Annotated in this window: 12 protein-coding genes; 5 read left to right on the top strand and 7 right to left on the bottom strand. The window is 58.9% G+C overall.

What is annotated here, in order from left to right:
• The first annotated feature begins 18 nt into the window (after window positions 1-18).
• From DJ564_RS02635 to DJ564_RS02625, 3 genes are read left to right on the top strand one after another with little or no spacing between them, the layout of a single operon-like run.
• Window positions 19-1,311: a murein hydrolase activator EnvC gene (locus tag DJ564_RS02635; protein ID WP_109627475.1), complete on the top strand. Its 1,293-nt coding sequence runs from the start codon at window positions 19-21 to the stop codon at window positions 1,309-1,311.
• Window positions 1,312-1,345: 34 nt separating this feature from the next.
• Window positions 1,346-2,662, top strand: a complete 1,317-nt coding sequence (locus DJ564_RS02630) for a S41 family peptidase (protein WP_109627473.1) — start codon at window positions 1,346-1,348, stop codon at window positions 2,660-2,662.
• Between the two features lies 1 nt (window position 2,663).
• A complete protein-coding gene (locus DJ564_RS02625; RefSeq protein WP_109627472.1) occupies window positions 2,664-3,440 on the top strand; it encodes a divergent polysaccharide deacetylase family protein in 777 nt (258 codons plus the stop codon).
• Between the two features lie 188 nt (window positions 3,441-3,628).
• Here DJ564_RS02625 and DJ564_RS02620 read toward each other — a convergent pair whose 3' ends face one another.
• On the bottom strand, window positions 3,629-4,384 hold the full coding sequence (locus tag DJ564_RS02620; protein WP_109627470.1) for an ABC transporter substrate-binding protein: 756 nt from the start codon (window positions 4,382-4,384) through the stop codon (window positions 3,629-3,631).
• A gap of 215 nt (window positions 4,385-4,599) precedes the next feature.
• Between DJ564_RS02620 and DJ564_RS02615 the strand changes: the two genes are divergently transcribed.
• Window positions 4,600-6,129, top strand: a complete 1,530-nt coding sequence (locus DJ564_RS02615) for a serine protease (RefSeq protein WP_109627469.1) — start codon at window positions 4,600-4,602, stop codon at window positions 6,127-6,129.
• Between the two features lie 30 nt (window positions 6,130-6,159).
• On the opposite strand, the gene hisF is transcribed toward DJ564_RS02615, so the two are convergent.
• The 6 genes from hisF to DJ564_RS02585 form a co-directional block, all read right to left on the bottom strand.
• Window positions 6,160-6,930: an imidazole glycerol phosphate synthase subunit HisF gene (hisF, locus tag DJ564_RS02610; RefSeq protein ID WP_007972752.1), complete on the bottom strand. Its 771-nt coding sequence runs from the start codon at window positions 6,928-6,930 to the stop codon at window positions 6,160-6,162.
• Window positions 6,931-6,939: 9 nt separating this feature from the next.
• Window positions 6,940-7,677 (bottom strand): 1-(5-phosphoribosyl)-5-[(5-phosphoribosylamino)methylideneamino]imidazole-4-carboxamide isomerase, encoded by a 738-nt coding sequence (gene hisA / locus DJ564_RS02605; protein ID WP_010464588.1) that lies wholly within the window; start codon window positions 7,675-7,677, stop codon window positions 6,940-6,942.
• 42 nt (window positions 7,678-7,719) lie between these two features.
• Entirely contained in the window at window positions 7,720-7,977 is a 258-nt protein-coding gene (locus DJ564_RS02600; protein ID WP_008024930.1) for a DUF2164 domain-containing protein, read from the bottom strand.
• Window positions 7,978-8,616 carry an imidazole glycerol phosphate synthase subunit HisH gene (hisH, locus tag DJ564_RS02595; protein WP_084318199.1) on the bottom strand — a complete coding sequence of 213 codons (639 nt, stop codon included), beginning with the start codon at window positions 8,614-8,616 and terminating at the stop codon, window positions 7,978-7,980. It lies immediately after the preceding gene.
• The gene (gene hisB / locus DJ564_RS02590) at window positions 8,616-9,209 is read right to left on the bottom strand and encodes an imidazoleglycerol-phosphate dehydratase HisB (RefSeq protein WP_003218037.1); all 594 of its coding nucleotides are present in this window, start codon (window positions 9,207-9,209) and stop codon (window positions 8,616-8,618) included. The genes hisH and hisB overlap by 1 nt, the downstream gene beginning before the upstream one ends.
• 269 nt (window positions 9,210-9,478) lie before the next feature.
• Window positions 9,479-11,143: an OFA family MFS transporter gene (locus tag DJ564_RS02585; RefSeq protein WP_109627467.1), complete on the bottom strand. Its 1,665-nt coding sequence runs from the start codon at window positions 11,141-11,143 to the stop codon at window positions 9,479-9,481.
• Window positions 11,144-11,367: 224 nt separating this feature from the next.
• On the opposite strand from DJ564_RS02585, the gene DJ564_RS02580 reads away from it, so the two are divergent.
• Window positions 11,368-11,772 carry an acetyl-CoA sensor PanZ family protein gene (locus DJ564_RS02580; RefSeq protein ID WP_109627465.1) on the top strand — a complete coding sequence of 135 codons (405 nt, stop codon included), beginning with the start codon at window positions 11,368-11,370 and terminating at the stop codon, window positions 11,770-11,772.
• Window positions 11,773-11,774: the final 2 nt, after the last annotated feature.

Below are 11,774 nucleotides of genomic sequence, written 5' to 3'. Positions count from 1 at the left end.
CTGGTGTCGCCCGCCTCTATGCTTCGCGTCCTGATAGCCCTTGCTCTGACTTGCCTGCTCCAACCGGCCTTCGCTGACGAGCGCGCGCAAACCCAACAACAGTTGGACGCCACGCGTCAGGACATTGCCGAGCTGAAAAAGCTGCTGGGCAAGCTCCAGGAAGAAAAATCCGGTGTGCAGAAAGACCTCAAGGGCACCGAGACCGAGATGGGCAAGCTCGAGAAGCAGGTCGAAGCCCTGCAAAAAGAGCTGAAGAAAAGCGAATCCGAGCTGCAGCGACTCGATGGTGAGAAAAAAAAACTCCAGAGCGCGCGCACTGAACAGCAACGACTGATCGCCATTCAGGCCCGTGCGGCCTATCAGAACGGCCGTCAGGAGTACTTGAAGCTGTTGCTGAACCAGCAGAATCCGGAAAAATTCGCCCGCACCCTCACCTATTACGACTACCTGAGCCAGGCCCGCCTGGAGCAGCTGAAGAATTTCAACGAAACCTTGCGCCAACTGGCCAACGTCGAAAAAGACATCGCCTTGCAGCAGGCGCAATTGCTGGTGCAGAAGAGCAGTCTCGACAGCCAGCGCGACGAACTCGAAAAGGTTCGCAAGGAGCGCCAGCAAGTCCTGGCCAAGCTGAGCGACGACGTGAAGGCGCGCGATCAGAAGCTGGCCGCCCGCGAGCAGGATCAGGCAGACCTGTCTAAAGTCCTTAAAACCATCGAAGAAACCCTGGCCCGCCAGGCTCGAGAGGCGGAAGAAGCGCGCCAAAAAGCGCTCATCGCCCAGCAGGAAGCCGAAAAAAAGCGTTTACGTGAGGCTCAGGAACAGGCAAACGCCACTGACGCCCCACGCAAACCGGTCAAATCGACACCGGGCGCATTGGTTTCCAGTTCAGGCGAAACCTTTGGCGGCCCTTTTGCTTCAAGCCGGGGAAAACTTCCGTGGCCCGTTGATGGTCGACTGCTTGCGCGCTTCGGTGAATCCCGTGGCGACGATGCCCGCACCAAGTGGGACGGCGTGATGATCAGCGCTTCCGCCGGCAGCCAGGTGCACGCCGTGCATGGCGGTCGCGTGGTGTTCGCCGACTGGCTGCGCGGCGCCGGACTGCTGGTGATTCTCGACCACGGCAACGGCTTTTTGAGTCTTTATGGTCACAACCAGACGCTACTCAAGTCTGCGGGTGACGTAGTAAAAGCCGGTGAATCCATCTCCACTGTCGGTAACAGTGGCGGGCAGGACACACCAGCGCTGTATTTCGCTATTCGTCAGCAGGGTCACCCGAGTGATCCGGCGCAATGGTGCCGCGCGCAAGGATAGGCGTTGAGTCACCTACATTAGGAGTTCGTTCGACATGCTGCATTTGTCCCGCCTTACCTCGCTGGCTCTGACGATCGCCCTGGTGATCGGCGCGCCTCTGGCGTTCGCCGCTCAACCTGCCCCGGCTGTCGCGCCTGCGGGCACTGCTGCGACCACCAAGGCGCCGTTGCCTCTGGAAGAGTTGCGCACCTTTGCCGAGGTCATGGATCGGATCAAGGCAGCCTATGTCGAGCCGGTAGACGACAAGACCCTGCTGGAAAATGCCATCAAGGGCATGCTCAGCAACCTCGATCCGCACTCTGCCTACCTGGGCCCGGAAGACTTCGCTGAATTGCAGGAAAGCACCAGCGGCGAATTCGGCGGCCTGGGCATCGAAGTCGGCGCCGAAGACGGTTTCATCAAAGTGGTTTCGCCCATCGATGACACCCCTGCGTCCAAGGCTGGCATCCAGGCCGGCGACTTCATCGTCAAGATCAACGGCCAGCCGACTCGCGGCCAGAGCATGACCGAAGCCGTGGACAAGATGCGCGGCAAGATCGGCCAGAAAATCACCCTGACCCTGGTGCGCGATGGCGGTACGCCGTTCGACGTGACCTTGTCCCGCGCGATCATTCAGGTGAAGAGCGTCAAGGCGCAGCTGCTGGAGTCGGGCTACGGCTACATCCGCATCACCCAGTTCCAGGTCAAGACCGGCGAAGAAGTCTCCAAAGCCTTGGCCAAGCTGCGCAAGGACAACGGCAAGAAGCTCAACGGCATCATTCTCGACCTGCGCAACAACCCGGGCGGCGTGCTGCAATCAGCGGTGGAAGTGGTCGACCACTTCATCACCAAGGGCCTGATCGTCTACACCAAGGGCCGCATCGCCAACTCCGAGCTGCGCTTCTCTGCCACCGGCAAAGACGAAAGCGAAGCCGTGCCAATGGTTGCGCTGATCAACGGCGGCAGCGCCTCGGCTTCGGAAATTGTCGCCGGCGCCTTGCAGGATCAGAAACGCGCAGTGATCATGGGCACCACCAGTTTCGGCAAAGGCTCGGTACAAACCGTGCTGCCGCTGAACAACGATCGCGCACTGAAGATCACCACGGCGCTGTACTACACGCCGAACGGACGCTCGATCCAGGCCCAGGGCATCGTCCCGGACATCGAAGTGCGCAAGGCCAAGATAACCAGCGAGCAGGACGGCGAGTACTTCAAGGAAGCCGATCTGCAAGGTCACCTGGGTAATGGCAACGGCGGTGCCGACAAACCGACTTCCAGCAGCAAAGCCAAGGCAATGCCACAGGATGATGATTACCAACTGGCCCAGGCGCTGAGCCTGCTCAAAGGGCTGAGCATCACCTCCGGTCGTTGAGGTGCGCCTGCGATGCTTTATCGGCCTGCTGTGTTGTCTGGCGGGTGTTGCCCACGCGATGCCCGCTACACCTGCGCCGCAAAAGGCTTATCTCACGCTGATCATCGATGACCTGGGGCAGAATTTGCCCCGGGATCGTCGCGTGCTGGCCCTGCCCGGCCCGGTCACTGCGGCAATCATGCCCGACACGCCCCACGCCACCGAATTCGCCCGCGAAGCCCATCGCTCCGGCAAGATCGTCATCCTGCACATGCCCATGGATCCGGCCACCGGTCCGTTCGCCTGGCATCCCGAGCTGCCCATCGAAGAACTTGAGAAACGCTTGAACGCGGCGTTCAAAGTCGTGCCTTACACCGCTGGCATCAACAATCACATGGGCAGCCGCATGACCGCTCAGCGACCGGCCATGGCCTGGTTGATGGCGAACTTGCAGCAGCGACACAAGCTCTTCGTTGACAGTCGCACCAGCGCGCAGACGGTTGCGGCGGCCGAGGCGCAGAAGATTGGATTGGCGAGCGTTTCGCGGGATGTGTTCCTGGATGATGAGCCCACGGAAGCGGCGATTTTTACGCAGCTACAGACGGCGATCAGCCTGGCGCGCAAGCAGGGTTCAGCCGTGATGATCGGCCATCCGTATCCGCAGACGCTGGCGGTGCTGGAGCGGGAGTTGCCCAAGCTCAAGGCTCAGGGCATTGAGTGGATCGACATCAAACAGATGATCAGCGTGCGCAGCAATCGCGCAACGGCGGCTCACGGGAAGGATGGGGTTTATCGGTAGAGCCTGAAGAGCCCCCTCACCCTAACCCTCTCCCCAAGGGGCGAGGGGACTGACCGAGGTGTTTAGTTGAAATACATCGACCTGAAAATCCTGAGTCGAACTTAGATCTCGAACAACCTCCAATTCGCTCCCTTTACCCCTCTACCCCTTGGAGAGAGGGCTGGGGTGAGGGGTGTCTCTAACAAACGCTAGAGATACCGCGCCATGATGTCGTCCACTACGCCTTCCTTGCGCAGCTGATCCAGCGCGGCTTGCAGCTTGGCCACCACTTCATCCGGTACATCTTTGTTCAAGGCCAGATAGAGTTCGGCGCTGTTGAAGCGCAGTACTGTCTTGAGGCCGTTCACGCCTTCTTGACGCGCCAGATAGCGCCCGGCCGGGTCTCCGGTGGCCCATAGGTCAATCTGGCCGTTGACCAGTTTCTTCGCGTTATCTTGATCGCGTAAAACGACGATGGGTTTGAGGCCCTGCTTGGCCAGTGTCTCGGCAATCGCATCGCCCTTGTACGCGCCGATCTTGTATTTGCGCGCCTGTTCCAGCGACTCAAGGCTGATCTTGCTGTCAGCCTTGGCCAGCATGATCCAGTCATCCGGGCCGATCGGGCCGACCCACTTGAAGAGCTTCTCGCGGTCCGGCAAACGCGCCATCACGAATACGCCGTAACCGGGCTTCTCTAGGGCGAGTTTGTAGATTCGCTCCCAAGGGAAGCGCAGCGTCAGGCTGTAGGTGATGTCGGCACGCTTGAACATCTCGCGGACGATGTCCACGGCGATGCCGTTGATGTTCTCGTCCTGAGCGAAGTTCTTGCCGTTCTTCGCCATGTTGTACGGCGGGAAATTTTCCGTCAGCAGCACCAGGTCGGTGGCGGGACTTTCTTCAGCGTGGACTCCATTGATGAGCAACAGAGAAGCGCTGGCGAGGGCAAGAAGCAGGCGTTTGATCATGTCGGGCTACCGAAATCCATGGCGTGCCCAAGAGTGCCTTGAGCCCGACACACTGTCTACTGGCCTTTTGATAACAGCCGTATGCATATCGTTGAAATAACGGGTGTGACCGTCACTGCGGTAGATAGATACCGCACTCCACCCCACCGCTTCTGATTAATTGCCAATACCCGGCGACAGGCCGGTTTTTTCATATTAATCAGAGACAACGCTCAATGAATTCGATCCCCTTACTTCTTGCCAGCGCTGTGTGCTCACTGTGCATTCCGTGCTTTGCAAACGGCAGTGATTATGGAGAAGGCCTGCAGAATCTGACGCCTTCCGTAGTCCTTGAAAACACCGACGGCTCTCGCGACCACTGGCAAGGCATCGGGCGCCTGACCACCGGATCAGGCAACTGTACCGCGACCCTCCTGGATACCCGCGATGAACTCGAGCGGCCTGGAACTCCTGCTTACGTGCTCACTGCGGGCCACTGCATCGAATTGACCAATGGCAACATCGTCACAGACAAACCGATTACCGGCACCCTCACGTTCAACTATTTCACTGACAGCACCGAGTTCAAGCCCTATCCGCTGAAGACGACGACATGGCGGAGCATGCAAGGCGTTGATATGGCCATCGTCGAACTGGATGTCAGCCTTCAGAAGCTCATCGAGAATGGTGTACAACCATTGAAACTGGCGCGTGAAACACCAGCGGACGGGACCGACGTATTGATCGTCGGGGCGCCAAAAGGCTTTGATCAAACCACGTTGCGGATGTCGGCCTGTGCTCTGCAACCGACGCAGGAAATAGTTGAAGGCGCCTGGGTATGGCGCAACACGTTCATGACACGCTGTCAGGATATCCGGGGAGGCGGATCAGGAAGCCCGCTACTCGATCGCTCCTCCAATGAGATCGTTGGAGTGATCGGGACAGGAAATTTTGATGAAGGCCTTGTTCCATGCCGCGTGCATGCTCCTTGCACACTCGCTGGAGAGGCTTATCAGGCAATACCGGGAAATGTATACGGCAATCCGACGGCATTTCTCAACGGGTGCTTCTTGGAAGGTCGGATCGCAAAAAACCCGCCGTCGTCTTGCCAACTCTTCCCGGCGTTCACCATCGACACTGACGCTACCACGCTGGAAAGTTATCAACGGGTCAAACAGCAGGATGACGGTTCAATTGTCATTCCGACCTGGAACTATCGATTCTCGATCAGCACCGACTTTTATCGCCATAAAACCGTACGCAAGGCAATGGAGTGCGAGAGCCCTCATCACTACAGCGATGTTGAAAGCTCAGCGAATGCCTTCATCAATTCCGAAATAGGGAGTGAACCCGGTCTCTATTTTCTTTGCATTCTCGGATTGGATTCTGCGACGCAAAACCCCGAATCGGGGCTTCTGAAAAATGCACTGTCCCTGCCAGTCGAGATACTGGATAACCAGCCAACCACCCCGCCTGTTCTGTCGATCGTCACCGAAGTTTTTGTGACCCTGGCGAAAGCAGAAGAGCCGCACAGGACCTATTCGATAAAATATGGTCCCGCCGCAACAACAGACTGCAATCAACCTGACAAATACAGGAACAACATGGAAATGGATTTCTTCGTTCCAAGCGACAAGCTTCCGGGCAAGCTCTGCTCTATTGCCTACGACAAGTCGGGGCAGGCGTCAGCGCCGAGGGTCGACTTGTTGGGCTCCTCGACAGACACTCACGAAGCGGCGACTCCCATGGCTGAAGTTGCCAACTGACATCGGCCCGGAAGTTTTTTTCCGGACGCGTTATCGCATCACGATGCCGCGATGGGCCATGTAGGCCTTGGCTTCCTGCACGGTGTATTCGCCGAAGTGGAAAATACTCGCCGCCAACACGGCACTAGCGTGGCCTTCGATAATGCCGTCGGCCAAATGCTGCAGGTTGCCGACGCCACCGGAGGCAATCACCGGGATACCCAGGGCGTCGCTGATGGCGCGTGTAACGCCCAGGTCGAAGCCGTTTTTCATGCCGTCCTGATCCATGCTGGTCAGCAGGATTTCGCCGGCACCGAGGCCTTCCATTTTCTTCGCCCACTCAACGGCGTCGAGCCCGGTAGGTTTGCGACCACCGTGAGTGAAGATCTCCCAGCGCGGGGTTTCGCCCGGGCCGGAGACTTTCTTGGCGTCGATGGCGACGACGATGCACTGCGAACCGAAATGCTGAGCGGCTTCGCCAACGAATTCCGGGTTGAACACCGCTGCGGTGTTGATCGAGACCTTGTCCGCGCCAGCATTCAGCAGGTTGCGAATGTCCTGCACGGTGCGCACGCCGCCGCCCACGGTCAGCGGGATGAACACCTGGCTGGCCATGCGCTCGACGGTATGCAGCGTGGTGTCGCGGCCATCGACGCTGGCGGTGATGTCGAGAAAGGTAATCTCGTCGGCGCCCTGCTCGTCGTAGCGACGGGCGATTTCCACCGGGTCACCGGCATCACGAATGTTCTCGAACTTCACACCTTTGACGACCCGGCCGTTGTCCACGTCCAGGCAAGGGATGATGCGTTTGGCCAGCGCCATGGTCAGTCCTCAGCCTTTGTACGAATCGCAGAAAGCTTGCGCTTCAGCGACGTCGAGGGTGCCTTCGTAGATCGCCCGGCCGGTGATCGCGCCGATGATGCCTGGCGCCTTGGCGTCGAGCAGCGACTTGATGTCACCCAGATTGTGGATACCGCCGGAAGCGATGACCGGAATGCGTGTGGCAGCAGCCAGCGCAGCGGTGAACGGTACGTTGCAACCCTGCATCATGCCGTCTTTGGCGATGTCGGTATAAACGATCGCGGACACGCCGTCGGCTTCGAATTGTTTGGCCAGGTCGATGACCTGAATGGTGCTGATCTCAGCCCAGCCGTCGGTGGCCACGAAGCCGTCTTTGGCGTCCAGACCGACGATCACTTTGCCCGGGAATGCGCGGCAGGCTTCAGCCACGAAGGCCGGGTCTTTCACGGCTTTGGTGCCGATGATCACGTAGCTCACGCCCGCTTTGACGTAGTGCTCGATGGTTTCCAGGGAACGGATACCGCCGCCGATCTGGATCGGCAGGTTCGGGTAGCGCTTGGCGATGGCGGTAACCACTTCGCCGTTGACCGGCTGGCCTTCGAAGGCGCCGTTCAGGTCGACCAGATGCAGTCGACGGCAACCGCCTTCCACCCACTTGGCTGCCATGCTCACCGGGTCATCGGAGAACACCGTGGAATCTTCCATGCGGCCCTGGCGCAGACGAACACAGGCACCGTCTTTAAGATCGATAGCGGGAATAATCAGCATCTGGCAAACCTTCAAATTCGAGTGTTCAGCTTCGCTCGGAAATCAGTTTTTCTCGAGCGCCCACAAGTCGCTTTCGATGCTTTCGAACCTCTCTTTGAGGTGCGTCTGCACATCGAAAATCGCCCTGTTGTAATAGTGCGGCGCAATTTCACGGGTAAACAGCTCAAGGATTTCGGCCGCTTCGAACGAACCCAGGTCCAGTTCGAAGCGATCCTCCATGAAGCGTTTGATCTTGTGATTGGCCTCGTTCTCCTGTTCAGGAGTGAGGGTCAGGATCGGCGGCTTCTTCTTGACGGCCATTTACCAGCGACCATCCCACGCGGCGAAGTTCTGCAGCAATTGCAGGCCATGGGTATGGCTCTTCTCCGGGTGAAACTGCACGGCGAAGCGCGAGCCATCGGCCAGCGCCGCGGCGAAATCGACACCGTAGTGACCGCCACCCACCACCTGCCGCGCATTGCCGGCGGCGATGTAGTAGCTGTGCACGAAGTAGAACCGCGCCAGGTCCGGAATGTTGTGCCACAGCGGATGCGAGATCGTCTGCTTCACTTCGTTCCAGCCCATGTGCGGGACTTTCAGGTGTTCGCCATCTTCATGCAGGTCTTTGCCGAAAAACTTCACCGCGCCCGGGAACAGGCCGATGCAGTCCACGCCGTCGTTCTCTTCACTGCTGTCGAGCAAGGCTTGCATGCCCACGCAGATGCCGAGGAACGGACGGTCCTGGCTGACTTCGCGCACCAGCGAGTCGAAGCCCAGGCGACGGATCTCCGCCATGCAATCGCGAATCGCGCCGACACCGGGGAAAACCACCCGATCGGCTTCACGAATCACATCGGCATCGCTGGTGATCAAGACCTTGCCGGCACCCACGTGCTCAAGAGCCTTGGCCACCGAGTGCAGGTTGCCCATGCCGTAATCGATAACCGCGACCGTCTGCATTACAGAACGCCTTTGGTCGACGGCATCTGACCGGCCATGCGGTCATCGAGCTCTACGGCCATGCGCAGGGCGCGGCCGAATGCCTTGAACACGGTTTCGATCTGGTGGTGGGTGTTGGTGCCACGCAGGTTGTCGATGTGCAGGCTGACCAGCGCGTGGTTGACGAAGCCCTGGAAGAATTCCTGGAACAGGTCCACGTCGAAACCGCCAACGGTGGCGCGAGTATAGGGAACGTGCATCTGCAGGCCAGGACGGCCGGAGAAGTCGATCACCACGCGCGACAGCGCTTCATCGAGCGGCACGTAGGCGTGGCCATAGCGACGGATGCCTTTTTTGTCGCCGATGGCTTTGGCGAAGGCCTGACCCAAGGTGATACCGACGTCTTCCACAGTGTGGTGGTCGTCGATATGCAGGTCGCCTTTGCTGACAATATCCAGGTCGATCAGCCCGTGACGGGCGATCTGGTCCAGCATGTGCTCAAGAAAAGGGACACCGATATCAAATCGGGCCTTTCCGGTGCCATCCAGGTTGATCGAGGCTTTGATCTGGGTTTCCAGAGTGTCGCGCTCGACTGACGCCTTACGTTCGGCCATCACCAGCTCCGCAAAATCATTGGGCGAAAAAGGCAGCCATTATAGGGGCGCGGGCGCGAAACAGAAACACGGGAGGTGATATGACTGACGGACAGAACCCCGCGCTGTCGGGGATAGACATGTCCATACAACCGTTTTGTTGGACACAAGAAACAAATGTGGGAGCGGGCTTGCTCGCGAATGCGCAGTGTCAGCCAACATTTATGTCGACTGACACTCCCTCTTCGCGAGCAAGCCCGCTCCCACAGGGGTAATGCGCTAAACGTTTATTAGTGGAAGAGGACCGCGGTCTTCTGCAGCGTCACCCAAACACCCCACGCCAACGGAATACCCACCACCAGCCACGCAGCTACTGCCAACGGCTTGGTGCCCGCATCCGCTTTCCACTCCAGCACGGTGCTGGCATCAGCACCCTTGTCGTGGCCCAGCGCCTGTTCGGCGGCCAGTTCAGCGTCGGTCATGAAGTACTTGTCGGCCACCGGGCGAACCATCAGGTTGCACAGGAAACCCAGCACCAGCAGGCCCGCGAGGATGTACAGGGTGATGTCGTAAGCCGCAGCGCGTTCAACGCCGATGCTCAGCTGATACTCGCGCAGGTAGTTCACCAACACCGGACCCAACACGCCCGCCGCTGCCCATGCCGTCAGCAGACGACCGTGGATCGCGCCAACCATTTGCGTACCGAACAGGTCCGCCAGGTAAGCCGGCACGGTCGCAAAACCACCGCCGTACATCGACAAGATGATGCAGAACGCCGCCACGAACAGCGCAACGTTGCCCAGGTGACCGAGGTTCGGAATCAACGCGTACAGCGCGAAACCGAGGGCGAAGAACACGAAATAGGTGTTTTTACGGCCCAGATAATCCGAGAACGAAGCCCAGAAGAATCGGCCACCGATGTTGAACAGGCTCAACAAACCGGTGAAACCGGCAGCGATGGCAGCAATCGACGCCAATTGCGCGGCGTCCAGCTGACCAAACGTCTGGTCAGTGCCGAGCAATTTGCCAGCGAAGACTTCCTGCAACAGTGGCGAAGCCATGCCCAGGATGCCGATACCCGCCGACACGTTCAGGCACAGCACCAGCCACACCAGACGGAATTGTGGGGTTTTCCACGCCACATTCACGTGGACGTGACGGTGAGTGATCATCGCATTCGAGGCTTTCTTCGCCGGAGCAGTCCAGCCTTCAGGCTTCCAGCCGGTTGGCGGCACGCGGTAGGACAGTGCGCCACCGATCATGAACACGAAGTAGATCGCGGCCATCACCAGGAAGCTCTGCCATACGCCGACGCTCTCTGCCGAAGCGAAGTGACCCATCAAGGCTGCGGCCAGTGGAGCACCAACCATCGCACCACCGCCGAAGCCCATGATTGCCATGCCGGTCGCCATGCCGCGCTTGTCCGGGAACCACTTGATCAGGGTCGACACCGGCGAGATGTAACCCAACCCCAGACCGATACCGCCAATAACCCCGGAGCCGATCCACATCAGCCAGATCTGGTGGGTATATACCCCCAGCGCTGAAATCAGCAGTCCGCCACACCAGCACAAAGCCGATACAACGCCAGCCTTACGCGGCCCGGCGTGTTCCAGCCAGCCGCCCCAGATCGCTGCCGAGCAGCCGAGGAAGATGAAGAACAGGGTGTAGATCCAGCCGAGCATCGAGATCGGCCAGTCACATTGCGACGAGAAAACTTGCGAGATGAAGCTCATGTCCGGTGCGCAGGCCACTGCCTTGGTTACGCCCAAGGCTTTGGACAGCGGCAGCCAGAACACCGAGAAGCCATAGGCCATGCCGATGCAGAGGTGGATGGCCAAAGCGGCCGGTGGAACCAGCCAACGGTTGAAACCGGGCTTGGCGATGATGCGTTCCTTGGACAGGAACGCGGGCTGATCGGCTTTGAGGCCGTCCGCCGTGATGCTCGTGGTCATTGTGTATCCCCCAATTATTAGTATGGTTCGCCAGCCACTCTTCGCCCCCAGCCTTATGCGCACGCATGACTGTCTTTTTCAGGGTGAAGCTCCATTTTGGTGCGACATCACGTCGCAGAAGGACGGACGAACTGGCAGAGGTTACCATCTGTACGTGACAGAAAAACCAAAGTGATATCACCTTTCTGTAAGTCGTCTGTTCTCGTACCACTGAAGGAACCGCCATGCCGATCATTGTCGAGCCGCTGAACGAAGCCACTTATCAGGATCAGCAAGACCTGCAAAAGATTTACCGCGACGCCCCGGACTGGCTGTTCGCCCCGTTTTCCGGGGATGTACAGTTGATCGAAGGCTGCCTGGGCGACGGTTCGCTGATCGCCGGACGCTTCAATGATCGACTGCTCGGTGCGGCCCGTTTGCAACGGCACCAGGACGTCTGGCACTTGTCCCAACTTTGCGTGCGAAAAATTACCCGTCGTCGAGGCGTTGCCGAGCGGATGGTGAACGAAGCGCAGAAGATGGCGTCGCAATCGGGCGCGACATTGCGTTTGCTTGCACCTGCCGGGCATCTCGAAGCACAAGCCCTGGCCGCCAAGCTGAAAGTGCCGCTGGATGTGTTGCCGGCGTGATC

It is taken from the genome of Pseudomonas sp. 31-12 (assembly GCF_003151075.1).
Lineage (GTDB): Bacteria > Pseudomonadota > Gammaproteobacteria > Pseudomonadales > Pseudomonadaceae > Aquipseudomonas.
Note: the sequence above shows the minus strand (reverse complement) of the source record. Positions and strands in the feature narration are given on the sequence as shown.

Bases quoted from the DNA above. Each gene is read 5' to 3' on its own strand.
- DJ564_RS02635 (WP_109627475.1), top strand. From the start codon at position 19: ATGCTTCGCGTCCTGATAGCCCTTGCTCTGACTTGCCTGCTCCAACCG.
- DJ564_RS02630 (WP_109627473.1), top strand. From the start codon at position 1,346: ATGCTGCATTTGTCCCGCCTTACCTCGCTGGCTCTGACGATCGCCCTG.
- DJ564_RS02620 (WP_109627470.1), bottom strand. From the start codon at position 4,384: ATGATCAAACGCCTGCTTCTTGCCCTCGCCAGCGCTTCTCTGTTGCTC.
- DJ564_RS02615 (WP_109627469.1), top strand. From the start codon at position 4,600: ATGAATTCGATCCCCTTACTTCTTGCCAGCGCTGTGTGCTCACTGTGC.
- hisF (WP_007972752.1), bottom strand. From the start codon at position 6,930: ATGGCGCTGGCCAAACGCATCATCCCTTGCCTGGACGTGGACAACGGC.
- hisA (WP_010464588.1), bottom strand. From the start codon at position 7,677: ATGCTGATTATTCCCGCTATCGATCTTAAAGACGGTGCCTGTGTTCGT.
- DJ564_RS02600 (WP_008024930.1), bottom strand. From the start codon at position 7,977: ATGGCCGTCAAGAAGAAGCCGCCGATCCTGACCCTCACTCCTGAACAG.
- hisH (WP_084318199.1), bottom strand. From the start codon at position 8,616: ATGCAGACGGTCGCGGTTATCGATTACGGCATGGGCAACCTGCACTCG.
- hisB (WP_003218037.1), bottom strand. From the start codon at position 9,209: ATGGCCGAACGTAAGGCGTCAGTCGAGCGCGACACTCTGGAAACCCAG.
- DJ564_RS02585 (WP_109627467.1), bottom strand. From the start codon at position 11,143: ATGACCACGAGCATCACGGCGGACGGCCTCAAAGCCGATCAGCCCGCG.
- DJ564_RS02580 (WP_109627465.1), top strand. From the start codon at position 11,368: ATGCCGATCATTGTCGAGCCGCTGAACGAAGCCACTTATCAGGATCAG.